Here is a 23482-nt window from a genome sequence, read left to right on the forward strand (position 1 = left end):
GGCTGACACGGTGCCGGCTGACACTGCGACAGCGGCGCCTCCGGTCTCGACGGCGGGGCCCCGCGGTGGCAGACGGACGTTCGCGGTCCGGCGCATCCGCAAGCGGCTCGTGCACCTGCTGCTCGTGCTGCTCGCCGTGACGTTCCTGTCGTTCCTGGTGGTCGACCTGCTCCCGGGTGACGCGGCCGTCGTGGTGGCGGGCGACAACGCGACCCCCGAACAGGTGCAGCAGGTCCGCGAGGACCTGCAGCTCGACCGGCCGGTGCTCGTCCGCTACGTCGACTGGCTCGGCGGCGTCGTGACGGGTGACCTCGGCCGCTCGTTCCGCACCGGCCAGCCGGTGGCGGAGGCCCTCGCCCAGCGCATCCCGGTGACGTTCGAGATCACGATCATCGCGCAGCTGCTGGCGCTGGTGATCGCGGTGCCGCTGGCCGTCTACTCGGCCTACCGGCCCGGCGGGCTCGTGGACCGCGGCTCGATGACGATCGGCTTCGGCGCGGCCGCGATGCCGAACTTCGTGTTCGGCATGGTGCTGATCGTGCTCTTCGCCGGAGGGGTGTCGAGCATCCTGCCGGCCACCGGCTACACCGGCCTGTTCGAGGACCCGCTCGGCAACCTGAGATCGATCGTGCTGCCGTGCCTGACGCTCATGATCACCGAGGCGGCGGTCTACCGGCAGCTGCTGCGCTCGGACATGGTGTCCACGCTGCAGGAGGACTTCATCCTCATGGCGCGGTCGAAGGGGCTGCGCCCGGCGCGGATCCTCTTCCGGCACGCGCTGCGGCCCTCGTCGTTCTCGCTGATCACGCTGTCGGGGGTGAACATCGGCCGGCTGCTCGGCGGCACGGTGATCGTCGAGACGCTCTTCGCGATCCCGGGCCTCGGCCAGCTCATCGTGCAGGCCGTGTTCAACCGCGACTACATGATCCTGCAGGGTGCGCTGCTCTTCGTCGCGGTCGCCTACGTCGTGATCAACATGCTGATCGACCTGCTGTACCTCGCCCTAGATCCCCGGGTGCGCCGAGATGCCTGAGACAGTGCCGTCCAAGACGACGCGAATCCGGGCCGAGCGCGCCCCGATCGGCTGGTACGTGGCGTGGACCTGGCTCGGCGCCGTGGTGCTCGCGGCCGTGTTCGCCCCGGTGCTGCCGCTCTGGGACCCGGCCGTGCCCGACTACGTCAACGTGTTCGGGGGGATCACTCCCCAGCACTGGCTCGGCGGGGACACCCTCGGCCGCGACACCTTCTCCCGGGTGGTCCACGGGGCGCGGGCGTCGCTGCTGGTCGGCATCTGCGCCGTCGGGCTCGGGGCGCTCGTCGGGGGCTTCCTCGGCATGCTCGCCGGCTACTTCGGCGGGCGCACGGAGCGCGTGCTCGCGTTCGTCACCGACGTCGTGCTGGCCTTCCCGGGGCTGGTGTTCATCATCGCGATCGTCGCGATACTCGGGTCCAGCCTGAGCAACCTGATCCTCGGGCTGGCGATCCTGTCGGTGCCGACGTTCATCCGCCTGTCCCGGGCGGCGACGCTCGTGGTGGCGCAGCGGGAGTTCGTGCTGGCGGCGCGAGCGTACGGGTGCAGCCCGATCCGCATCATCGCGCGGGAGATCGCGCCGAACGTCGTCCTCCCGGTGGCCGCCTACGGCTTCATCATGATCGGCATCTTCATCGTGGTGGAGGGCTCGCTCTCGTTCCTCGGGCTCGGCATCCCGCCGCCGACGCCCAGCTGGGGCGGCATGATCGCCGGCGGACGCAGCGAGCTGCTCAACTACCCGTACATCTCGCTGTTCCCGGCCGCGGTCATGTTCCTCACGGTGTTGTCGATCAACTACATCGGCGAGCGCACCCGGAAGCGGTTCGAGGTCAAGGAGAGCAACCTGTGACCGAATTGCTCACCGCCGAGGACGTCGTCGTGCGCTTCCACACGAAGAAGGGGGTGGTGCACGCGGTCGACGGCGTCTCGCTGCAGGTGGGGGCGGGGGAGGTGCTGGCCGTCGTCGGCGAGAGCGGCTCCGGGAAGACCGTGCTCACCCGTCGGCTCATGGGGCTCGTGTCCGGCGGGCGCGGCACCGAGGTCGCGGGCACCGTCACGTTCGACGGCACGAACCTGACTGCGCTGTCCTCGAAGGAGCTGTCGGCGTTGTGGGGTGCGGAGATCGCGCTGATCCTCCAGGACCCGATGACGTCGCTGAACCCGGTGAAGCGCATCGGCGCGCAGCTCACCGAGACGATCCTGGCGCACGAGCGCGTCCCGAGGAGCGAGGCGCTCGACCGGGCGGTCGAGCTGCTGCGCTCGGTAGGGCTCTCCGAGCCCGAGCGGCGGGTGCGCCAGTACCCGCACGAGCTGTCGGGCGGGATGCGGCAGCGCGTCACGATCGCGATCGCGCTCTCGTGCAACCCGCGGCTGCTGCTCGCCGACGAGCCGACGACGGCGCTCGACGTCACGGTCCAGGCCCAGATCCTGGACCTGCTCGCCGACCTGCAGTCGCGGCTTCAGATGGCGATGCTGCTGGTCACGCACGACCTGCGGGTGGTGCGCAGCCGCTCGGACCGCATCGCCGTGATGTACGCGGGGCGGATCGTGGAGTCGGCGCCGACGCCGGTGCTCTTCGCCGAGCCCAAGATGCCCTACACCGAGGCGCTCATGAACTCGGTGCCGCCGCTCGCGGGGCCGAACCACACCCGGCTCTCCGTGATCCCAGGCCGCCCGCCGGACCTGGTCGACCCGCCTGCGGGTTGCAAGTTCAGCCCGCGCTGCCCCGTCGCGCAGGACAGGTGCCTGACCGAGGAGCCGCCGCTACGGGACGCCGGATCGGCTGCACACCAGTACCGGTGCTGGTTCCCGGTGGGCAGCCCGGCATGGGCGCAGGCGAGGGCGCACAACATCGAGCGCGGCGCGACAGCCGCAGGTACCCCGGTGACCGAGGAGATGGTCCTGTCATGAACACGAACGGGCAACGGCGCTCGTCCGGAGCGGGCCGCGCGGTGGCGCTGGTCTTGGGTCTCGCGGTGCTCGCCGCCTGCGGCACCGTGACGCCGGCCGCGACGGTGCCCGCGGGCACCGACGGCATCGCCGCCGTCAACGCCCGCGGCGGCGACCTCCCCGCCGAGGGGACGCCGCGCTCCGGCGGGACACTGGTGATGGGCACGGATCGGGAGGCCATCGGCTTCGACCCGACCGTCCAGAACACGAACCAGGCCGCGATGGCCGTCTACGACTCGCTGCTGAAGCTCGACGAGAACGGCGAGCCGCAGCCGTACATGGCCGAGTCGATGCAGACCATCGACGGCGGCCTGACCTGGCGGATGGGCCTGCGGGACGGCGTCCTGTTCTCCGACGGAACGCCGCTCGACGCGCAGGCGGTGATCACCAACGTGCAGCGGCACATCGACAAGGCGTCCTCGCCCGGCCACCTCTACGCGCAGCGGATCGCCTCGATGCGTGCGGTCGACCCGCGAACGGTCGAGTTCACGCTCACGCAGCCGTTCGGGTCGTTCCCCTCGGTGTTCGCGCTGAACTTCACCGCGGGCAACCTGGGCGCGATCGTCTCGCCCGCCGCGCTGGAGCGCTACGGCGACGAGATCGCGCGCAACCCGGTCGGGGCAGGCCCGTTCGTGCTGACCGACTGGGTGCGCGACTCCCGCATGGTGCTGACCCGCAACCCGAACTACTGGCAGCAGGGGATGCCCTACCTCGACGCGCTGGAGTTCCGGCCGCTGCCGGACACCGAGACGCGCTACGCCTCGATCGAGAACGGTGACGTCGACCTGATCTTCGGCGGCTACCACACCGAGCTGTTGCGCGGCATGCAGAACCCGAACCTCACCGTCTACTACGGCCCGGGCAACGGCGCGGAGTACGTCTACTTCAACCACCAGCGCGCGCCGTTCGACGACCGCCGCATGCGCGAGGCCGTCGTCCGGGGGATCAACCTGGACGCGCTGGCAGCCACCCAGTTCCGCGGCCAGATGGCGCGGGCGTCGAACTGGTTCGGCGCCGACAGCGGCTACTCGACGCCCGAGGCCGAGGCGGCGTGGCCGTCCTACGACCCGGAGCGAGCGCGTGCGCTCGTGCAGGAGTACGTGGCTTCCGGTGGCAGCGCCACCGTGCAGTACAAGACGACGAACGCGCCCAACCGCGTGCAGTTCGCCGAGTTCCTGCAGGCGCAGATGGCCGAGATCGGGATCACGCTCCAGCCGCAGTTCTTCGACCTCGCCCAGTACTCATCGAGCGTGGTGCAGAGCCACGACTTCCAGATCGCGGGCTGGGTGGGTGGCCCGACCGACGTGCCGTACCCCGGCGTCGTGAACCTGATGCACACGGGCGGCAACGCCAACTACGGCGGCTACTCCAACCCGGAGGTCGACACGCTGCTCGACCAGGCCGCCGCCACCACCGACGAGGCCGAGCGGACCCGGCTCTACCAGCGGGTCGGCCTGCTCTCCAACCAGGACATCCCGGTCGCCTACTACAGCCGCGGCTACCTCTCGACGGTCGCCAAACCCGAGGTGAAGGGCGTGGTGCGCTACCTGACCAGGGACATGTTCTTCGCGACGACCTGGCTCGACAGATGACGGTGGCGCGCACGGATCCGGCTCTCCGCGCGACGGGTGCGCTCGAGGGCGACGCCGTCCTCCAGCTGAAGGACCTCGTCGTCGAGTTCCCGGTGGGCGGGGGGAAGGTCGTGCACGCCGTCTCCGGGATCTCCCTGGAGGTCCGCAGGGGAGAGACGCTCGGGCTGGTCGGCGAGTCCGGCTGCGGCAAGTCCACCACGGGCCGGGCGATCATGCAGCTGCCCAGGCCGACCAGCGGCTCGGTGGTGTTCGACGGCCGTGATCTCACGACGCTCTCGCACCGCGAGCTCCGGGAACTGCGCCCCAAGCTCCAGATGATCTTCCAGGACCCGATCTCGTCACTCAACCCGAGGCGTCGGATCCCCGACATCGTCGGTGACCCACTGGTGGTGTGGGGCCGCGGCGACGAGCGGGCCAGGGTCGTGCCGGAGGTGCTCGCGGCGGTCGGGCTCGACCCGGAGCAGGTGGCCGACCGGCGGCCCCACCAGTTCTCCGGCGGGCAGTGCCAGCGCGTGTCGATCGCCAGGGCGCTGGTGCTCGACCCGGAGGTGCTGATCTGCGACGAGCCGGTGTCGGCTCTTGACGTGTCGGTGCAGGCGCAGATCCTCAACCTGCTGGAGGACATGAAGCGCCGCTACGGGCTCACGCTGGTGTTCATCGCCCACGACCTCGGGGTGGTGCGCAACATCAGCGACCGGGTCGCCGTCATGTACCTCGGCCGGATCTGCGAGCTCGGGGAGACCACGGCCCTGTTCGACGACCCGGTGCACCCCTACACGCGGCTGCTCGTCTCGTCGATCCCGTCGATGGAGACCGTCACCGGAGCCGATATCGAGATGGCCGACCGGGGCCGCGGCGAGATGCCCTCCCCGATCGACCCGCCCAGCGGGTGCCGCTTCCGCACCCGATGCCCCCTCGCCACCGAGCGGTGCGCCGCCGAGGTGCCCGAGATGCGCGAGGTGAAGCCAGGGCGGTTCGCCGCCTGTCACCACCCGATCCTCGAACCGAATCTCGAGCCGGAAGGAGTCTGATGCCCGTCGATCCCGGAGCCGTCGGTCGTGCAGGAGAGCCACGCACCCGGACCTGGACCTCCACCGACGCCCTGCTGTACGCCGTCGGCGTCGGGGCGGGGCTCGGAGAGCCCACGCAGGAGCTCGCGTTCACCACCGAGAACTCCGCGGGGGTGCCCCAACAGGTGCTGCCGACGTTCGCGGTGCTCCTGTCGCAGGCGCCGCCGCCCTCGTTCGGCACGTTCGACCCGGCGATGCTGGTGCACGCAGAGCAGGAGATCACCCTGCACCGCCCGGTGCCCGTCGAGGGCACGGTCACTGCGACGGCCCGGGTGGCGGGCGTGTACGACAAGGGCAAGGGCGCCCTCGTCGTCACCGAGTCGACCGCGCTGCTCGCCGACGGGGACCCGCTCGCCACCAACCGCAGCGCCCTGTTCATCCGCGGCGAGGGCGGCTTCGGAGGAGACCGCGGCCCGCGCGACGACTGGGCCGCGCCGGACCGCGCGCCCGACCACAGCGTGCGCTACGAGACGCGCCCCGAGCAGGCGCTGCTCTACCGGCTGTCAGGCGACCGCAACCCGCTGCACTCCGACCCGGCGTTCGCGGCACGCGCCGGTTTCGGCAAACCGATCCTGCACGGGCTCTGCACGTACGGCGTCACCGGGCGTGCGCTGCTGCACGCGGTCGCGGGCGCCGATCCGGCCCGCCTCGTCGGTATGTACGGGCGGTTCAGCGCGACCGTCACGCCGGGGCAGGCCCTCACGGTGGACATCTGGGACGAGGGCGGCGGGCGGATCCTGCACCGCACGCGCACCGACGACGGCACGGTCGTGATCGACCGCGGCCGGGCAACGGTCCAGGCGGCGGGCCGATGACCGGCGTGAACCCGCCCGAGCTGCTCGCCGCCGACCTCGTCGCCATCGACGTGCACACCCACGTGCACTTCTCCACCAAGGCGGCGCAGTCGGAGGCCGGTGCCACGCGCTTGGCGCAGATGAGGGAGCACTTCAAGTCCGACGTGGTCGGCATGGACGTGCACCAGCTCGCGGCGTTCTACCGGGAGCGGCGCATGGCGGCCGTGGCCTTCACGGTCGACTCGCTCGGCGACCGGGACGAGCACGCCCCGAGCAACGAGGAGATCGGCGAGATCGCCGCCGAGCACCCCGACGTGATCATCCCGTTCGCCAGCGTGCACCCCGCGCGCGGCAAGGCCGGCGCGAAGATCGCACGGCGCCTGATCGAGGGCTACGGGTTCCGCGGCTTCAAGTTCCACCCGAGCGTCCAGGAGGTCTTCCCGAACGACCCGGTGGCGTTCCCGATCTACGAGGTGCTCGCCGAGCACGGGCTGCCTGCGCTGTTCCACACCGGGCAGAACGGCGTCGGCGCCGGCACGAAGGGCGGTGGGGGAGTCCGGCTCAAGTACTCCAACCCGCTGCACCTCGACGACGTGGCCGTCGACTTCCCGGACATGCCGATCATCATGGCCCACCCGTCGTTCCCGTGGCAGGACGAGGCGCTGGCGGTGGCCACGCACAAGGCGCAGGTGTACATCGAGCTGTCGGGCTGGTCGCCGAAGTACTTCCCGCCGCAGCTGGTGCAGTACGCGAACACGCTGCTGCGCAAGAAGGTGATGTTCGGGACCGACTTCCCGCTGTTCACCCCCGAGCGGTGGATGGCGGACCTGGAGACGACCGAGATCCGCGACAGCGTGAAGCCCGACATCATGCTGCACAACGCCGCGCGTCTCTTCGGCCTGGAGAAGGACGGGTCGTGAACGTCAGGCTGGAGGACAACTTCGCGTCGCACTTCGAACACATCGCCGACCTGGTCCCGGATCGGGTGGCGGTGGCCACCCGAGAGCGGGAGCTGTCCTGGGCCCAGCTCGACGAGCAGGCCGACCGGCTCGCCGGGTACCTGGCCGCTCGGGGCGTGGGCGCGGGCGACCGGGTCGCGCTGGACGCGCGGAACTCGCCGGAGTACCTGGTCGCGCTGCACGCCCTGTTCAAGCTGATGGCCGCGCCGGTGAACGTCAACTACCGGTATCGGGCCACCGAGGTGCGGTACCTGCTGGAGATCTCCGGAGCCATGGCCGCGATCGTCGACGACGATCTCGCCGACGTCGTGGCCGAGGCCGCCGCCCCGCTGCCGGGATGCGACATGCTGGTCCGGATCGAGGCGGCCGGCGGGTTCGGGGCGGACGTCGCTGCCGCGGACCGGCACCCGCGCCGCCCGCGCGGGGACACCGAGTGGCGGCTGTTCACCGGCGGCACCACGGGCCACCCGAAGGCCGTGATCGGGAGCCACACCGAGCGGCTGCGTTCGGTGCGTGCCGGCGGCTTCGCGTCGCTCGGGCTGGATGACTCCGATGGGATCGAGGCGCTGCACCAGGCGCTCGACATCGACCCGCACGGCCCCCGCGGGATGGTGCACCTGCCCGCGTCGCCGATGATGCACGGCACCGGCCTGTACTCCGCGCTCGGCGCGCTGTCCATCGGTGCGCCCGTCGTGCTGCTGACCGGCCGGGGCGTCTCGGGCGCAGGCCTCCTGGATGCGATCGCGCGGCACGGCGTCACCGACCTGACCATCGTGGGCGACGCGTTCGGGCTGCGCCTCCTCGATGCCCTCGACGAACGGGCCGCGGCGGGGCGCCCGCTCGGGATCGACTCGTTGCGCCGGATCCGCAGCATCGGCGCGGTGTGGAGCCCAGGCGTGAAGCGCAGGCTGCTCGCCCACGCCGACCTCACCCTGCTGGACACCATCGCATCGGCCGAGGGCGGGGTGTACGCCACGTCCGTGGCCACGCGTGCATCGATCGACGACGAAGCCGCGACCTTCCGGCTGGTGCCCGGTGCGCGCCTGCTCGACGAGGACGGCCGCGACGTCGTGCCCGGTTCGGGAACGATCGGCACGCTCGCCGCGCCGGTCGTGTCCGAAGCGGGTTACGAGGGTGATCCGGAGAAGACGTCCGGCGCGTTCCGCGACATCGACGGCGTGCGGTACACGATGCCCGGTGACCTGGCCACCCTCGAGGCCGACGGGCGGCTGCGGCTGCTCGGCCGGGGGAGCTCCGTGGTCAACACTGGAGGCGAGAAGGTGTTCACCGACGAGGTGGAGCTCGTGCTGCGCACCCACCCGGCCGTGCGCGACGCCGTGGTGCTCGGCGTCCCCGACGTGCGCTGGGGCAACGTGGTCGCGGCGGTGGTGTCGCTGGAGCGTGGGTCCGGCGCCGATCCCGACGAGCTCGGCGCGTTCGTCGGCTCCCGGCTGGCCGGCTACAAGAAGCCGCGCCGGGTCGCCGTGGTCCCCGAGGTGCAGCGGCTCAACACGGGCAAGGCCGATCTGGTGTGGGCGCGGCGGCAGTTGGAGGCCATGCCGGCACCGATCGCCCCGTGAGGACGCTGCCTTCGAGCGATTGGTGGGTGGTCGTCGGCGGGTCGGTCCTGCTCACCCTGCAGAACGGTCTGATCATCAGCGCGTTCGGCGCCTACCTCGTGGTGATCACGGCCGACACCGGCTGGGCGCCGGGGGTGATCGCGCTCGGCTACGCGATCGTCCAGCTCGGCAACGGCTTCCTCTCGCCGCTCACCGGGTGGTTCTGCGACCGGGTGGGGGTGCGCGCGGTGGCCCGGGTGGGAACGGTCGTCACGGCGGCGGGCTTCGCCGTGGCTTCCGCCGTGACCGACGCGTCGCATTTCGTCGGCGCGGTCGTCGTGATCGCGCTGGGGTGCTCGGCGGCGGGCATCACGCCGCTGACCGTTGCGGTGGTGCAGACGATGACCGAGCGCCGCACCCTGGCCCTTGGGCTCCTCCCGACCGGGATCGCGCTCGGCGGGCTGGCCGTGCCGCTCGTGACGTGGGCGCTGGACGGAACGGGCTGGCGTGCCACGTTCCTCGGCGTGGCGATCGTGATCTTCGTGGTCGGCCTGGTGGCGAGCTCGGCCCTGCCGGCCGACCGGAGCCGCCCCCGATCCGAGGCGGCGTCCGGCGATCCCGCGGCATACGGCGCGGCCACCGCCATGCGGACTTCCGCGTTCTGGCTGCTCGTCGCGGGACACGGCACGGCACTGGTCGCGGTCAGCGCCGTGAGCCTGCACCTGGTGCCGCTGATGACCCACGATCACGGCATCCCGCTGGCGACGGCCGGTCTCACGGTCGCGGTGATGTCGACGGCGCAGCTGCTCGGCCAGGTCGCGACCGGTGTGATCGCCGATCGCCTCGACAAGCGCCTGCTCGCCGCCGCGTGCATGGTCGTGCAAACCGGCGTGCTGGTCGCGTTCGCGACCGTGTCCGGCGTCGGGCTCGTCGTGGCGGCGGCGGTCGTCCACGGGATCGCATGGGGGCTGCGCGGCCCGGTGATGACCGCGTTGCGCGCGGACTACTTCGGCGTCGGCTCGTTCGGCACGATCATGGGCTGGTCGGCGGGGTTCGTCTCGATCGGGCTGGTGGTCGGGCCGCTGCTCGTCACCGCGGTCGCCGGCGGCACGGGTGGCTACCCGGCGGCCTTCCTCGTGCTGGCCGCGGTGACCGCCGCAGGCGCGATCGCGTTCCTGGTGCTGCGGCGGCCGCGCGACCCGGTGCCCGGGCTCGCGCGGCCGCGCTGTGGTGAGGCCGGGTGACGGTGTCCGGCGGTCGTGACGTGCTCAGGGGACCTGCATGGTGGTCCCCGTCCCGCCGGTGAAGATCCGCACGTCCACCGGCCCGTCGGCGCGCAGCATGCAGAGCGCGAAGCCGTTCTGAACCGTGCAGGTCGTTCCCGAGCCGGTCGTCCCCGGCTGAGGCGCGGTGGCGATCTCGATCCGCTCGACGCCCGGTGCGACCTGCACGAGCGCGACGACCAGGCCGTCGCGGCGGAGGGAGGTGACCATGCCGCTCGCCACGGGCGGGTCCGGCACGAGTGGGCCGTCGGCGCCGACCAGGCCGCCCGCGCCGCCGTCGTAGCAGAACGCAGCCCGTTCCCCGCTCACGCGACCGACGACCGCGGCAGGCGTGCCTTCGTACGCCTCCTGGGTCAGGACCGTCTCGTGTGGCGTGCCCGTTCGTTCCTCCACGGGCAAGAGCCGGCGCGCGAGGCAGGCCGTCAGCCTGACGCTCTGCTCGGCCCTCAGTCGTGCCGCCTCCGCGGCCTCCTGGCTCCCCTGCGGCGGCGGCCCCGGATCCGGGATCGGCCGGTCCTGAACCGTGATCCCGACGCTCTCGGGTTCCGGTGCCGGCCCGTCGTACGACCCGGGCACGACGATCCGCCGCACCGGTCCGCCCACCACCCACGGACTGATGCTGATGATCTGCACCGGCGCTCGCGAGCTCTGGGTGCGACCGTCGTCGAAGCCCACCTCGACCGCGAGTCGTTGCTGGTTGAACAGGACGAACTCGAACCCGGTGAGCTGGGCGATCTGGATCGCCCCTGCGGGCTCGCCTCCGACCGTGGAGACCCACACGAAGTAGCGGTCCGGGTGGCAGGCGAACGAGCCGTTGATCACGAGAGCGATGCCCGGATCGTCTTCCTCGGTTGTGTCGTCGGGCATCGGCAGTACGTCGGTGATGCGCCATTCCACGGGTGGCGGGTAGTTGCCGCGCGATTCGGATTCGGTGACGGCCGCGGCGCAGCGGCTGAGCGCCTCGGCGACCGCGGGGTCGTCCTGGGGGGCGGCGCTCTCCTGCTGAACTGCGGATCCGCCCCCGCCGGTCATGGTGACCGCCGCGGTGACCGCCACCGTCGTCGCCACCGCGACCGCCGCCGCGACGAGGGGCGCGAAGCGCCGCCGCGGAGACCGCGTCCCGGCGAGGACGGTCCGCAGGACGCGCTCGCGCACGTCGTCCGGCAGCGGCGGGGCGGGCGGGAGCTGCAGCTCGTTCATCGGACCTCCTCGGGCACGACGGTGCGCAGGGTGGCGCGGGCGCGGTGGACGCGGGAGCGCAGCGTCGCCTCGGGCACCCCGAGCACGTCCGCCGCATCCGCGTAGGAGACGTCGCCGACCAGACACAGCGCGACGGCCTCGCGCTGCGAAGCGGGCAGCTCGGCAACGGCCGCGAGCACCTGGCGCGCGCGGCGGCGGTCGTCGAGCGAGGCCACGACGGTGTCGGAGTGGTCGACGACGTGCGGTGCGGGGCCGACCCGCCGCAGCAGCCGGTGCCTGCGGTGCGCCCGTCGCCATTCCGTGCGGGCCTCGTTGCCGGCCACCGCGAGCAGCCACGCGCGCAGGGAACCGCCCGCGAGCTGCACCTCCCGCCTGCGGCGCCATGTGGTCAGGAACGTCGCGGCGAGGACGTCCTCGGCCGCCGTCGGGGAGCCGGTCAACCGGTGGGCGTGGCGCCAGACCGGGTCGGCATGGCGGTGGTACAGCTCGGCGAATGCGTCGGGGTCGCCGTCGCGCGCCGCGGCCCACAGCGCGACGTCCTCGTCCGGCGGCGCTGTCGCGGCCGGCGCCCCCTCACTGGTCGTCATACCCGATCATTGCCGGCACGGCCCTCGCCGTTGCATCCGGTCGGCGGCACGTTCCCGCCTGGGACATGGCCGGCTCGACCACGCCGCTCGGGTCAGACCGGATCCCCGAACGTCACCGTGACCTGCTCGTACCCGAGCGAGCGCGCCAGCGACGTCAGCATGTCGCGGGTGTTGGTCTCGGCGCGGGCGACGAGGTCGCTCTGCCGTGCCGACTCGTCCAGCTTCCGCGCGGCCAGCCGGTAGAGCTCCTCGTCGCGGACGGGGTTGTTGTTGATGATGCCCGCCAGCCGCTCGACGATGCCCCGGTCACGGCCGACCACCCGGGTGGCTGCCGGGTCGAGGGTGGCAGGCGCCAGCCGCGCCGCCGGCAACGTGAAGGTGACGGCACGCTGGTCGGCCGACGCGGTCACCCGATCCGGCCCGAGACCCGAGAAGTCGACCGTGGCGTCGACGTGGCCGGTGGCGAACAGCGTGGTGCGCTCGCCGCTGATCAACGCGGGGACGTGCGGTGTGTCGCGTTCGATGTCGACGAGCACCTGGAACGCGCCGGTGGCGGCGTGGTACTCGGAGATGTCGGTCAGCGCGGTCAACAGCGGAGCCGGGCCGCGGTCAACGGTCTGCGGCGCGAAGGTGGCGGACAGGGCAGGGAACAGCCCCGCGAACTGCGCGCCGAGCGGCAGGGCGATCGCCAGTGCGGCGACGGCCGCGATGAGCTTGAGCGGAGAGCGACGGCGCCGCAGCCGGCCGGTCCATCTCCTGGTGTCGGACTCGAGCAGTTGGTGCGCCATGCGAATCTCTCCGGGGGTCGAGCTCCTGTCCCCGAGGAGAACACGCCCCGTGACCGGTCTGTGTCAAGGGGTACGGCTCAGGTCGTGCGCACCCGGAACCCGCGCCACCGCGCGCTCAGGCCCTGACCGCCGAGCGAGCGGCTGCGACCGTCCCGGATCGGGAGCTGCGTCCAGATCCCGATCCCGATGCGGACGCGTTCGGGGATGAACGTGCCACCCGCCTGGTAGACGGTGTGGCCGTCGACCAGCCACGTCGCGGTCGAGCTCTTCCGGTCGAGCGTGATCTCGCATGCGCGGAGCCGGGTGAAGTCGTCGTCGAAGTCCTCGTACGGCGACTCGACCACGTGGTAGAAGGGATCGGCCGTCCCCCACGAACCGAGCAGCTCGTGCAGCGCGAGCACACGGGTGGACGTGCCGCAGACGGCGAACACGCGCTTGCTGGCCTCGAAGTCGAAGACGTGGAAGGCGGCCATTCCCCGCCGGTAGTCCTCCGGCGCGCCGCCGATGTTCTCGACCGCCATGTCCGCGGCGAACGTCGCGGGTCGATCGGGCAGCAGCTCGAACTCACCGGTCGAGAAGACGAGGTACTTGGGGCTGTCCGCGGGCTGGAAGCTGTCGTGCGCCAGCGAGAACCGGGGGATCGTCACCCGGACCTCGCCCGCACCGACGGTCAGTTCCGCGCCGGGATCCAGCGGGATGTGGTCACCGCCCGTCGGGAGCGGCAGGCGCGCCGGGCTCCAACGGGCGGGGTCGAGGCCCGGCCCGTCGAGTTCGTCGTAGGTGACGAAGCCGTCCTGTGCCGACATGATGATCTCCTCTCCTTTCGTTGTGGGCTCTCGAAGGGAAGACCCGTGGCGGCACGCGGACGTGACATGGACGATCGTGACCGGCTGGCGGACCGGTTCCAGGAGCTGCGGCCCCGGCTGCTGGCCGTCGCCTACCGCCTGCTGGGCTCCACGAGCGAGGCCGATTATCACCCCCGCGGGCTGACCCGTCGGCCACGGCGAGAGCGGCATCGGGCGACAGGCGCGAGTGGGTCGAACGGCGCAGCCGCTCACACCTAGCGACCGAGAGTGCCGTTCGCTCCACCTCGGAGGCGCGAGCGGGCGCGCCACTGGCTCCTTCCACCTCGGCCACCATCCATCCACAGATCCGATGACCACCCGGTCGGATGCCCGGGGCGGGGTGAGCATCACCGCATGCCTCGACGCTCCAACGACGTCCGCTACCGCGAGCTCACCCATCTCAACGGCGCCGTCGTCGTCCGTACCCATGACCTGCAGGCGAACGGGATCAGCCGCGGGACGATCACGCGACGCACGCGGCCGGGCGGGCCATGGCGCCCGCTCATGCCCGCGATCGTGCTCCTGCACAACGGCCCACCCACCCGCGACGACATGCGCCGGGCCGCGTTGCTCCACACCGGCCAGGGTGCGGTCCTCACCGGGTGCGACGCGCTGGACCTGCACGGCATGAGGCGGATGCCGCCACCGACCGGCCTGATCCACATGCTGATCCCCGCGGACCGTCGTCGCGTCGGGGCCGGCAAGCTACTGGTCGAACGCACCGACCGGCTTCCCGTACCGGCGCCGGGGGAGTGGCCGCTCGCGCCGATCGAACGCGCTGCCCTCGACCTCGTGCGGCGCATCCGCGACCGTGACGTGGTGCGGTCCGTCCTGGCAGAGGTCGTGCAGCGTCGACGCACCACTCCCGCCCGGCTCGTCGCCGAGCTCGAGGCGGGCAGCGATCGCGGTTCGGCCCTCCCGCGCGAGGTCCTCGCGGCGGTCAGCGACGGCATCCGATCCGTCGCCGAGGCCAGGGAGCTGCTCCGCCGAAGTGGCCTGCCCGAGCCATGTGGAACGCCCGCCTCGTCGATGGCCGCACCGGCAGGCTCATCGCCGTCGCCGATGCCTGGTTCGACGAGGTCGCGTTGGCGTGGGAGATCGACTCCTACGAGTTCCACCTGAGCCCGGCCGACTACGAGCGCACGCTGGAGCGGAGGGTGGCGATGACAGCAGTGGGCATCGCGGTGGTAGCGCATTCGCCGAAGCGGATCATCGACCACGGCACGAGGGTCCTACAGGACCTGAGGAACAACATGAGAGCGGCAGAGTCGCGCCCCCGCCCCCCGATCATCGCGATCCCGCCCGGAGCGAATGGCCCACCGGGTCGCTAGGTGCGAGCAGATGTGCCGCTCGCTCCACCGGGCTATGTTCGGTGAGCAGACAGCAGCCGGGGGTCGCATGAGCGGGTACGCACGCCCCGCGCAGTGGCCGGACGTCGATCTCGTCGACACCGACGTGCACATCACCCCGCGCTCGATCGCGTCGCTCACGCCGTACCTGCCCGCCCGGTGGCGCGACTACGTCCGGGAGAGCGGTATCGAGGGCCTCGAGTCCGACCTCTACCCGCCGCGATCGCCGCTCTCGGCGATCCCCGGCTCCCGCCCCGCCGACGGGCCGCCCGGGTCCGATCCCGGCCTGCTGCGCACGCAGCTCCTCGACCCGTGGCGCACCCGGCTCGCGATAACCCACTGCATCTACGGCGTCGACGGCATCCACAAACCCCGACTGGGCCGTCGCGATGGCGCGGGCCGTCAACGACTGGCAGCACGCGGAGTGGCTTGCCGGCGAGCCCCGGCTGCGTGGGTCCGTCGTCGTGGCGAACCAGGACCCCGAGCGGGCGGCGGCGGAGATCGATCGGGTCGGCGAGCTGCCGGAGTTCGTCCAGGTCCTGATGCCGGTGCGGGCCCGTGCCCCGCTGGGCAGCCGCGCCTACTGGCCGATCTACGAGGCCGCCCAGCGTCATGAGCTCGCGATCGGTGTCTACGCCGGTGGCGCGAGCGGCAACCCGATCACGCCCGTCGGGGCGCCGAGCTACTACCTCGAGGAGTACGTCCTCCTGGCCCAGGTGTTCCAGGCGCAGCTGGTGAGCCTGGTCAGCGAGGGCGTGCTCGTGCGGTTCCCCGACCTGCGGATCGTGCTCATCGAGGCCGGGTTCACGTGGCTCCCGCCGCTGATGTGGCGGTTCGACAAGAACTGGAAGGGCCTGCGCCGTGAGATCCCGTGGGTGGACCGGCTGCCGTCCGAGATCATCCGCGAGTCCGTCCGGATCACGGCACAACCCCTCGACGAGCCGGACGAGCCGGACCGGCTGCTGGAGGTCATCGACCGGCTCGGGAGCGACCGGATGCTCATGTTCTCCACCGACTACCCGCACCACCAGTTCGACGACCCCGTCCGGTCCGCACCGATCGGGCTCGCAGACGAGGCCATGACCCGGTTCCTCGGGCGCAACGCGCTCGATGCCTACCGCCTCGGGGAGTGATCGCACATGTCCCGGCCGCGCCCGCCCCTCGTCGACTGCGACATCCACAACGAGCTCGCCCCCGGCTCGCTGCGCCCGTACCTGCCCCGGCGGTGGCGCGAGTACGACGAGACCTACGGCAACCGGGGCGACGGCGGCTCCTCCTACCCGAAGGGAGCGCCGCGGGCGGCGCGCACCGACGCGTGGCCACCGTCGGGGCTGCCGGCGGGCGGCGACCTCGACTTCATGCGTGAGCAGCTCCTCGACGCCCACGACGTCCGCTACGGGATCCTCAACTGCCTCAGCAAGGCCAACCGGCAGCAGAACCCGGAGTACGCGGCGGCGCTCTGCCGCGCCGTCAACGAGTGGCAGGTCGAGGAGTGGCTGGAGAAGGAGCCGCGATTGCGGGCCGGGATCACCGTCCCGTACGAGGAGCCCGCGCTCGCGGTCGACGAGATCGACCGGGCCGCCGCCCACCCCGGTTTCGTGCAGGTGCTGCTGCTCGTCCGCACCGACGAGCCGCTCGGGCGGCGCAGGTACTGGCCCATCTACGAGGCGGCGGTCCGCAACGGCCTGCCCGTCGGGATCCACTTCGGCGGCGGGCGCGCCAACCCGCTCACCGGATCGGGCTGGCCGTCGTTCTACATCGAGGACCACACGGCGATGGCCCAGGCCTTCCAGGCCCAGCTCGTCAGCCTCGTCGTCGAGGGCGTCTTCGAGCGGTTCCCGACGCTTGAGGTGGTGCTCATCGAGGGCGGCTTCGGCTGGGTGCCCTCGTTGATGTGGCGGATGGACAAGCACTGGACGCGGCTGCACGACGAGGTCCCGCACCTCACCCGCAGGCCGTCGGAGTACGTGCGCGACCACGTCTGGTTCACGACGCAGCCGATCGAGGAGCCACCCGACCCCCGCCATCTGCTCACCGTCTTCGACAACATGGGAGGGACCGACAAGATCCTCTTCTCCACCGACTACCCGCACTGGGACTTCGACGACCCGGACCGCGCGATCAGGGCGAGGCTCGAGCCCGAGACGCGCGCGCGGATCTTCGGCGGCAACGCCATGGCGCTGTACGGCCTCGACTGATGGCCGGCCACGTCGTGGGCACGACCGACGAGATCGGTCCCGGCCGGCGCAAGATCGTCGAGATCGACGGGCGGTCGATCGGGGTCTTCAACGTGGGCGGGCGCTACTACGCCCTGCGCAACCGGTGCCCGCACGCCGGGGCCCGGCTGTGCGACGGGGTCCTCACCGGGCTGGTCACATCGAGCTCGCCGGGGGAGTACACGTACCTGCGGGCCGGGGAGATCCTGCGCTGTCCGTGGCACGGCTGGGAGTTCGACATCGCGACAGGGCGCTCGTGGTTCGACCCGGAGCGCACCCGGGTCCGCTCCTACGAGGCGACCGTGGAACCCGCCGATGCGGATCTGTCCGACGCGGGCTACGAGCCCGGCCCGTACCGCGCCGAGCGCTACGACGTCGAGGTGCGGCGGCAGTTCGTCGTCGTGCACGTTTGACCGGGACCCGGCCCGGAGGCTGCAGGGTCGACCCGGCCCGCTGCCGGGCTGACCAGCCGTCGCGAGGCCGGCCATCCTGCTGATCAGGGCGTCCGGCGACGTCCCGGAAAGGCCGCCAGCGTCACCGCGCCGAACGTGACGGCGGTTCCGATCCAGACTGCCACCGTGGGCCTGGGTCCGGCGGTCAGCGCGTCCAGGGCGAGCGCACCGAGCAGCTGGCCGGCGACACTGGCCAGGCTGAAGACCAGCACGCCGACCTGGCCGACGACGCGGGCCGCAGTGGCGATCACGCCGATGCCGATCAATCCGGCCGCATAGAGCCACGGCTCGGCGGGGAGGTGATCGCCCGGGGCGCCGCGGGCGGCGATCCCGGCCAGCACCACGCCGGCGAGCGTCAGCTCGGCAACGACGAAGCTCACCAGCGTGGCCGGCCACGGCGAGTGAGCGGCCGCGCCGACCCGGCCGTTGAGCGCCGACTGGGTGGCGACCCCGATGCCGGCGAGCAGCGGGAGCACCACAAGGGCCGCGGTACCCGGGATGCCCAGCCGATCGGAGACGGCGACGGCGACCGCTGCGACGCAGGCCAGGGCGCCAGTCACCCGAGCAGGCGAGACCCGATGCCGCCCAGTGGGGCCCAGTCCCCACCGGTCGGCGAGGAGGCCGCCGATCGCGCTACCCGCGACGATCGCCACGGTGAACGCGGCGACCCCCAACGCGCCGACGCTGATCCCCTGGCTGGCCACGAACAGCGCTCCGCCGACCCCACCGAGGCAGTGCCACCAGCGCAACGCGCCCGCCCGCAATGCGACGCCGACGGACCTCAGGCCACGGCGCCCGGCGGGAACGACGGGCACGAGCGCCAGCAACAGGACGAGGCCCGCTGTTGTCGAGGCCAGCGAGGCCGCGACCCCGTCGCCGAGCCGTGCGCCGAGCTCCCCGTTCAACCTCGCCTGAGCGGCCAGCCCGACACCGGCAGCCACCGCCGCCCCCACCGCCACGACGCGACGGCGAGCAGTACGCGGCCGGGACCCGATCAGGCCATCGCGAACACCCACTTGCCGAGATTCTTACGTGCCGATGCGGGCCTCACAAGTCGGATGACCACCGTGCGTGCAGGGTCTGCGGCTTGCGGAACACCAATCCGGACGGTTCGCTCGGGTGTCCCTCGTCCAGCGCCAGGTCGGGCAGCTCGACGAGCAGGGTGCGGACGCCGATCAGGGTCTCCAGCCTCGCCAGGTCCATCGCGAGGCAGACGTGAGGGCCGTGCGCGAACGCGAGGTGCAGTCGCGCGTTCGTCCGGCGCACGTCGAACGTGTCCGGGTCGGGGAACGTCGCCGGGTCGCGGTTGGCGCCGGCGAGCGACACCGTCACCGGATCGCCCCGCCGGATCTGGGCGCCCGCCAGCTCCACGTCGCGCGTCGCGTACCGGTCGACGACGGCGGCCGCGGGCTCGAGCCGCAGCGACTCCTCGACTGCGTTCGGCAGCAGGTCGAGGTCCCCCCGCACGGCGGCGAGCTGATCGGGATCCCGCAGCAGATGCCACAGGAGGTTGAGGATCATCCCTTCCGTGGTCTCGATGCCGCCGAACAGCAGGACGGCCGCGTTCGACACGGCCTCGTCGTTCCGCAGGCCGCCGGCCACGGCGTCGGCGAGCAACGAGCCGTTCCCGTCGATGCCGGCGAGCACGTGCTCGGCGAGCGACTCGAACGCCGCGGCCGCTTCGGCAGGCGCGGGGCGACCCGCGGTCACGTCCGACACCGCCGCGACGAACGTCGAGTACCAGCGCAGGACGGTGGTGGCGTCGATGTCCGGAAGGCCGAGGGTCTCGGCGACCACGCGCACCGCGAGCGGCCCGGCGACGCTCACCCGCAGCTCGGCGCGGCCCGCGGGCCGGATCCGGGCCACGAGCTCGGCGGCGAGCTCCGTGACCTGCGAGGTGAAGCGGCGCGCCACCTCAGCGGGCCGGAACGGGCCCGCGAACGGTTTGCGCGCCGCGGTGTGCGCGGGCCCGTCCAGCGACAGCATGCTCGGCCCCACCACCTGCGCCGTGGAGAACCGCGGGTCGTCCACCGTGAACGTCGGCGCGTCGCGCAGCACGCGCAGCGCGGCGACCCGGCTGGTCACGAGCCAGCAGCCGAGCTCGGGGACCCACGAGACCGGCTCGTGGGCACGCAGCCGGGCGAGCGTGGGATGGGGGTCCGCGGTGAACGCGGCGATGTCCACGGACGTCACCTCGCGCGGCGCCGCTTGCCGAACACGGTGACGAACATGTAGTCCTTGCCCCCCGCGTGCGGGGAGAAGAAGTCCACGACCTCGTCGTCGAACGAGGTCGATCCCACCGCACCGAGCCCCATGGCGTGCGTGCCGAGGTGCAGCTTGCCGGCGTGCAGTGCGCCTTCGAGCTGGGCGAGGCGGTAGCCGCGGTCGCCGTACCGTTCCAGGATCGAGGGCAGGTGCGCGAGGTAGTAGAGGTTCACGTGGGCGTTGCCCGCGTACTGCTGGTTCGCCGCGATGCGGGTGGCCTCCTTGCGGAACGTCCCCGCGCGGACGAGCTCGACGGCGCCTCGCTCCGGATGGTGGAGGTAGATGCCCGGGGCAAGGCCTTCGACGGCGTTGACGATCAGGTAGAGGTCGGTGAGCGGCGCACCCGGGGTCAGCACGTCGGATGCCACGCCACGGGTCGAGCGCTCCAGCAGGGTGGAGAACGCCTCGAACGGGATCTCCACGTCCGTGTCGTAGTTCCGGGTCGAGCGGCGCCGGAAGATGAGCTGCTCCGCAGGCCGGGGATCGAGCCGCTCTGCGGGCAGCGGGCGCAGTTCGATCAGCTCGCCGGTCGGTTCCGGCGCCGGGCGGCGCCAGCGGCGCGACCGCCACCCGGCGGCATCCTCGCCGGTCCGCAGGGACGACGCGCTGTGCATGTCGGTGATCGCGTGGAACGTCACCTCGGCGGGCGAGAGCCGCCTGGTCGGGAGGTCGAGGGGGCCGAGCTCCTGCGCGGGCGGCGGTGCGGTGTCGGCGTGGCCGAGCGCGACGAGCGCCACTGCGGACTCGCGCTGCCCGTCGACGCCGAGCAGCTCGTTGACGGCCGGGTCGGCGTAGGAGAACACGAGCTCGGTGGGGACGCGCGCCGACGCCGCGACCGCGAGGATGTGCGAGAGCGACGTGCCGGCGTCCCAGTAGGTGTGCCGGTAGGCACGCTCGCGGTAGCGCCACGCGTTGCGCCAGAACGTGCTGGTCATGGCCAGCACCACTGGGGCCGCGGCGATCGAGGGCTGGTTCCCGGTCGCCTCGACCAGCGCGGCACGGAAGTCGCCGGCACGCAGGAGGCGCAGGCTGTGGTCGAGTGCGGAGTAGTGGTAGACGCCCGCGTCGAGGTCGGCGAGGTCGGTGCAGACGAAGTACAGCTCGAGGTGGTACTGCGCCCCGGTGCCGCCGGCCGTGCGGTACTGGTGCACGCGGCCGTCGCTCGTGGTCCAGCTGCGGTCGAGCGAGCCGTTCGTCAGCAGGCCGAGCCTGCCGAGCAGCGCCCGGTCGGGGACGGCAGGCGACGCCTCGGCTCCGGTTGCCGCGAGGGCCTCGAGCGCGGGCATGCCCGTCTCCGGCAGGTCGCGGGTCAGCTCGATGGGCGGCGGAGTCTCGTAGACCTTGTACAGGAAGGGCTTGATGTCCCAGTCCTTCTGCCAGATCGCCCCGGTCCGGGTTTCCGGGTCGCCGATGCCGATGCGCTCGTCGCCCGGCTCCGTGTCGCTGACCGAGTAGTACTTCGTGAGGTCGTGGAACGCTCGTGCCTGGTGGGTGTCGTCGGCCACCTCACCCAGTCTGCCGCCGCTGCTCCACGCTCGCCTCGTACACCCTGCGGCGCGCCTGGCTCTAGCGCTACGGACGCCCGTCACGAAGGTCGAGCCACGCCACTTGCTCTGCCGTGAGACGGACGATCGACGCCTCCGCCGACGAGCGGGTCTCGTCCACCGAGCGCGGCCCGATCAGCGCGAACGTCGGGAAGGGTTGTGCGAGTACGTAGGCCAGTGCGATCGCGGTGGGCGCGACGCCCAGCTCCGCACCGAGCGCTCGGGCGCGGGCGAGGCGCTCGAAGTTGCCGTCGCTGTAGTAGCAGCGGACGAGCTCGGGGTCGGAGCGGTCCTCCGGTGCCGCGCGGCCGGTGAAGAACCCGCGCGCCTGCGACGACCACGGGAACAGCGGCGTGCCGGTGCGCTCGAACCACTGGCGGTCGGCGTCGTCGGTGGCGTGCTCGCAGCCCGCCCACGGCACGTCGAGTGCGCGCGCGAGCCCGAAGTGGTTGCTCACGGCGGCGAATCCGCGCTTGCCGTGGGCCGCCGCGTACGCGTTCGCCTCCTCGATCCGCGCGGTGGTCCAGTTGGAACCGCCGAAGACGCCGATGCGGCCGGCGTCGACGTGCTCGTTCAGCACGTCCACGAACTCCCCGACGGGCACCTCGGGGTTGTCGCGGTGCAGGAAATAGATGTCGAGGTGGTCGGTCTGCAGGCGATCGAGGCTCTCGAGCAGCTGGCTCGTCACGGACGGCGGGTCGCAATGCGGGGTGTGCGCGCCCTTCCCGATGACGACGACGTCGTCGCGGATGCCGCGGTCGGCGATCCACTGGCCCAGCAGCCGCTCCATCAGCCCGCCCGCGTAGTGGTGTGCGGTGTCGAACGCGTTGCCTCCGCGCGCGACGAAGTCGTCGAACATCGTGGCTGCGTGCGACTGCGTCCGCTGGTTGTCGCAGCCCATGACGAGGCGGGAGATGTCGCGGTCGATGCCCGGGATCCGGCCGGTGGGCAGCGGGGTGCTCGAATCGATCACCCCCTCATCCTGCACCGATCACCCCCCGTTCGGGGTGGCCTCGGGGGCGAGCCCGAACGTGGCGAGCAGGGCTGCGGCCCCCTGGGTGTCGCCCAGCGCGCGTAGGTGGTCCGCGAGGGCGCGGACGTTGGCGAGGGTGGCGGGGTGGCCGTCACCGAGGACGCGTCGACGGCGGTCGAGGGTGTCCTGGTCGAGCGCGCGGGCTTCCTGGAAGTCGCCGAGCGCATGGAGATCGGCGGCGAGGTTGTTGGCGGAGTTGAGGGTGTTGGGGTGGTCGTCGCCGAGGAAGCGGCGCCGGCGGTCGAGGGTGTCCTGGTCGAGCTCGCGGGCTCGCTGGTGCTCGCCGAGCTCGCGGAGGTCGATGGCGAGGTTGTGGGCGTTGGCGAGGGTGTCGGGGTGGTCGTCGCCGAGGATGCGGCGGCGGCGAGCGAGCGAGTCGTCGTCGAGCTCGCGGGCCTTCTGGAACTCGCCCAGCGCGCGGAGGTCGGTCCCGAGGAGATGGGCGGACTGCAGCGTCTGGATGTCGTCGCCGCCGAGTGTGCGGCGGCGCCCGAAGAAGGCGAGCTCGTGCAGCTCGCGGGCGCGCTGGAAGTCGCCCAGCGCGCGGTAGTCCCCGGCGAGGGCGCTCGCGGTGGCCAGCGTTCCGAGGTCGTCGTCACCGAGGACACGACGGCGGCGGGCGAGGGTGTCCTCGTCGAGCTCGCGGGCCTGCTGGACCTCACCCAGTTCGCGGAGATCGGCGGCGAGGTTGTTCGCGGTGGCGAGGGTGTGGGCGTGGTCGTCGCCGAGGATGCGGCGGCGGCGCTCGAGGGTGTCCTCGTCGAGCTCGCGGGCTTGTTGGTGCTGGCCCCGCGCGCCCAGCTCGACGGCGCGGTTGTGGGCGTCCGCGAGCGCGTCGGGGTGGTCGGCGTCGAGAGTGGGGCGTCGGCTGAAGGGCCAGGGCACGGGGGGACCTCTGCAGTGTCGAAAATGATCAGGCGTGTGCTGGCCCAGATCGTGGCAGGCGCCGGGGCTGTACGCGAGAGG

21 protein-coding genes and 1 pseudogene are annotated in these 23482 nt (G+C 72.1%); 13 read left to right on the forward strand and 9 right to left on the reverse strand.

What is annotated here, in order from left to right; translation table 11 throughout:
* Window positions 1-10: 10 nt before the first annotated feature.
* The 9 genes from K1T35_RS19970 to K1T35_RS20010 are packed head-to-tail and all read left to right on the forward strand — an operon-like array spanning window position 11 to window position 10198.
* Window positions 11-1033: an ABC transporter permease gene (locus K1T35_RS19970; protein WP_255622320.1), complete on the forward strand. Its 1023-nt coding sequence runs from the start codon at window positions 11-13 to the stop codon at window positions 1031-1033.
* Window positions 1026-1880 (forward strand): ABC transporter permease, encoded by an 855-nt coding sequence (locus K1T35_RS19975; protein ID WP_220261634.1) that lies wholly within the window; start codon window positions 1026-1028, stop codon window positions 1878-1880. The genes K1T35_RS19970 and K1T35_RS19975 overlap by 8 nt, the downstream gene beginning before the upstream one ends.
* A complete protein-coding gene (locus K1T35_RS19980) occupies window positions 1877-2941 on the forward strand; it encodes an ABC transporter ATP-binding protein (RefSeq protein WP_220261635.1) in 1065 nt (354 codons plus the stop codon). Before K1T35_RS19975 ends, K1T35_RS19980 begins: the two co-directional genes overlap by 4 nt.
* Window positions 2938-4572, forward strand: a complete 1635-nt coding sequence (locus K1T35_RS19985; RefSeq protein ID WP_220261636.1) for an ABC transporter substrate-binding protein — start codon at window positions 2938-2940, stop codon at window positions 4570-4572. Before K1T35_RS19980 ends, K1T35_RS19985 begins: the two co-directional genes overlap by 4 nt.
* Window positions 4569-5603: an ABC transporter ATP-binding protein gene (locus K1T35_RS19990; protein WP_220261637.1), complete on the forward strand. Its 1035-nt coding sequence runs from the start codon at window positions 4569-4571 to the stop codon at window positions 5601-5603. Before K1T35_RS19985 ends, K1T35_RS19990 begins: the two co-directional genes overlap by 4 nt.
* Window positions 5603-6457 carry a MaoC/PaaZ C-terminal domain-containing protein gene (locus tag K1T35_RS19995; protein WP_220261638.1) on the forward strand — a complete coding sequence of 285 codons (855 nt, stop codon included), beginning with the start codon at window positions 5603-5605 and terminating at the stop codon, window positions 6455-6457. Before K1T35_RS19990 ends, K1T35_RS19995 begins: the two co-directional genes overlap by 1 nt.
* Window positions 6454-7356, forward strand: a complete 903-nt coding sequence (locus tag K1T35_RS20000) for an amidohydrolase family protein (protein WP_220261639.1) — start codon at window positions 6454-6456, stop codon at window positions 7354-7356. Before K1T35_RS19995 ends, K1T35_RS20000 begins: the two co-directional genes overlap by 4 nt.
* Window positions 7353-8975: an AMP-binding protein gene (locus K1T35_RS20005; protein ID WP_220261640.1), complete on the forward strand. Its 1623-nt coding sequence runs from the start codon at window positions 7353-7355 to the stop codon at window positions 8973-8975. The genes K1T35_RS20000 and K1T35_RS20005 overlap by 4 nt, the downstream gene beginning before the upstream one ends.
* A complete protein-coding gene (locus tag K1T35_RS20010; protein ID WP_220261641.1) occupies window positions 8972-10198 on the forward strand; it encodes an MFS transporter in 1227 nt (408 codons plus the stop codon). The genes K1T35_RS20005 and K1T35_RS20010 overlap by 4 nt, the downstream gene beginning before the upstream one ends.
* A 24-nt stretch (window positions 10199-10222) precedes the next feature.
* Here the strand turns inward: K1T35_RS20010 and K1T35_RS20015 are convergent, their stop codons facing one another.
* From K1T35_RS20015 to K1T35_RS20030, 4 genes are all read right to left on the reverse strand, one after another.
* Window positions 10223-11437, reverse strand: coding sequence for a hypothetical protein (locus K1T35_RS20015; protein ID WP_220261642.1), 1215 nt, complete (start codon window positions 11435-11437; stop codon window positions 10223-10225).
* A complete protein-coding gene (locus K1T35_RS20020) occupies window positions 11434-12024 on the reverse strand; it encodes an RNA polymerase sigma factor (RefSeq protein WP_220261643.1) in 591 nt (196 codons plus the stop codon). The genes K1T35_RS20015 and K1T35_RS20020 overlap by 4 nt, the downstream gene beginning before the upstream one ends.
* A gap of 92 nt (window positions 12025-12116) precedes the next feature.
* Window positions 12117-12812, reverse strand: a complete 696-nt coding sequence (locus K1T35_RS20025; protein ID WP_220261644.1) for a DUF4230 domain-containing protein — start codon at window positions 12810-12812, stop codon at window positions 12117-12119.
* 77 nt (window positions 12813-12889) lie between these two features.
* A complete protein-coding gene (locus tag K1T35_RS20030; protein WP_220261645.1) occupies window positions 12890-13618 on the reverse strand; it encodes a DUF6081 family protein in 729 nt (242 codons plus the stop codon).
* 393 nt (window positions 13619-14011) lie between these two features.
* Here K1T35_RS20030 and K1T35_RS20035 point away from each other — a divergent pair, with 393 nt between their 5' ends.
* The 4 genes and pseudogenes from K1T35_RS20035 (at window position 14012) to K1T35_RS20050 (ending at window position 17635) form a co-directional block, all read left to right on the forward strand.
* Complete coding sequence (locus K1T35_RS20035) at window positions 14012-14779, forward strand: hypothetical protein (protein WP_220261646.1); 768 nt, start codon at window positions 14012-14014, stop codon at window positions 14777-14779.
* A 604-nt stretch (window positions 14780-15383) separates the two neighbouring features.
* Window positions 15384-16139: pseudogene (locus K1T35_RS20040) on the forward strand (amidohydrolase family protein); the annotation flags it as partial.
* Window positions 16140-16145: 6 nt separating this feature from the next.
* Window positions 16146-17204, forward strand: coding sequence for an amidohydrolase family protein (locus tag K1T35_RS20045; protein WP_220261648.1), 1059 nt, complete (start codon window positions 16146-16148; stop codon window positions 17202-17204).
* On the forward strand, window positions 17204-17635 hold the full coding sequence (locus K1T35_RS20050) for a Rieske (2Fe-2S) protein (RefSeq protein WP_220261649.1): 432 nt from the start codon (window positions 17204-17206) through the stop codon (window positions 17633-17635). Before K1T35_RS20045 ends, K1T35_RS20050 begins: the two co-directional genes overlap by 1 nt.
* Before the next feature lie 83 nt (window positions 17636-17718).
* On the opposite strand, the gene K1T35_RS20055 is transcribed toward K1T35_RS20050, so the two are convergent.
* The 5 genes from K1T35_RS20055 to K1T35_RS20075 form a co-directional block, all read right to left on the reverse strand.
* Complete coding sequence (locus K1T35_RS20055; protein ID WP_220261650.1) at window positions 17719-18633, reverse strand: DMT family transporter; 915 nt, start codon at window positions 18631-18633, stop codon at window positions 17719-17721.
* An 88-nt stretch (window positions 18634-18721) separates the two neighbouring features.
* The gene (locus tag K1T35_RS20060) at window positions 18722-19858 is read right to left on the reverse strand and encodes a cytochrome P450 (RefSeq protein WP_220261651.1); all 1137 of its coding nucleotides are present in this window, start codon (window positions 19856-19858) and stop codon (window positions 18722-18724) included.
* 5 nt (window positions 19859-19863) lie between these two features.
* Window positions 19864-21444, reverse strand: coding sequence for a SagB/ThcOx family dehydrogenase (locus tag K1T35_RS20065; protein WP_220261652.1), 1581 nt, complete (start codon window positions 21442-21444; stop codon window positions 19864-19866).
* Between the two features lie 67 nt (window positions 21445-21511).
* Entirely contained in the window at window positions 21512-22456 is a 945-nt protein-coding gene (locus K1T35_RS20070) for an aldo/keto reductase (protein WP_220261653.1), read from the reverse strand.
* An 18-nt stretch (window positions 22457-22474) separates the two neighbouring features.
* Window positions 22475-23401 (reverse strand): tetratricopeptide repeat protein, encoded by a 927-nt coding sequence (locus tag K1T35_RS20075; protein ID WP_220261654.1) that lies wholly within the window; start codon window positions 23399-23401, stop codon window positions 22475-22477.
* Window positions 23402-23482 lie beyond the last annotated feature (81 nt).

Origin of the sequence: Pseudonocardia sp. DSM 110487, assembly GCF_019468565.1 — a bacterium.
Lineage (GTDB): Bacteria > Actinomycetota > Actinomycetes > Mycobacteriales > Pseudonocardiaceae > Pseudonocardia.

Bases quoted from the DNA above. Each gene is read 5' to 3' on its own strand.
- K1T35_RS20020 (WP_220261643.1), bottom strand. From the start codon at position 12,024: ATGACGACCAGTGAGGGGGCGCCGGCCGCGACAGCGCCGCCGGACGAG.
- K1T35_RS20025 (WP_220261644.1), bottom strand. From the start codon at position 12,812: ATGGCGCACCAACTGCTCGAGTCCGACACCAGGAGATGGACCGGCCGG.
- K1T35_RS19985 (WP_220261636.1), top strand. From the start codon at position 2,938: ATGAACACGAACGGGCAACGGCGCTCGTCCGGAGCGGGCCGCGCGGTG.
- K1T35_RS19975 (WP_220261634.1), top strand. From the start codon at position 1,026: ATGCCTGAGACAGTGCCGTCCAAGACGACGCGAATCCGGGCCGAGCGC.
- K1T35_RS20050 (WP_220261649.1), top strand. From the start codon at position 17,204: ATGGCCGGCCACGTCGTGGGCACGACCGACGAGATCGGTCCCGGCCGG.
- K1T35_RS20000 (WP_220261639.1), top strand. From the start codon at position 6,454: ATGACCGGCGTGAACCCGCCCGAGCTGCTCGCCGCCGACCTCGTCGCC.
- K1T35_RS20030 (WP_220261645.1), bottom strand. From the start codon at position 13,618: ATGTCGGCACAGGACGGCTTCGTCACCTACGACGAACTCGACGGGCCG.
- K1T35_RS20035 (WP_220261646.1), top strand. From the start codon at position 14,012: ATGCCTCGACGCTCCAACGACGTCCGCTACCGCGAGCTCACCCATCTC.
- K1T35_RS19990 (WP_220261637.1), top strand. From the start codon at position 4,569: ATGACGGTGGCGCGCACGGATCCGGCTCTCCGCGCGACGGGTGCGCTC.
- K1T35_RS20015 (WP_220261642.1), bottom strand. From the start codon at position 11,437: ATGAACGAGCTGCAGCTCCCGCCCGCCCCGCCGCTGCCGGACGACGTG.
- K1T35_RS19995 (WP_220261638.1), top strand. From the start codon at position 5,603: ATGCCCGTCGATCCCGGAGCCGTCGGTCGTGCAGGAGAGCCACGCACC.
- K1T35_RS20045 (WP_220261648.1), top strand. From the start codon at position 16,146: ATGTCCCGGCCGCGCCCGCCCCTCGTCGACTGCGACATCCACAACGAG.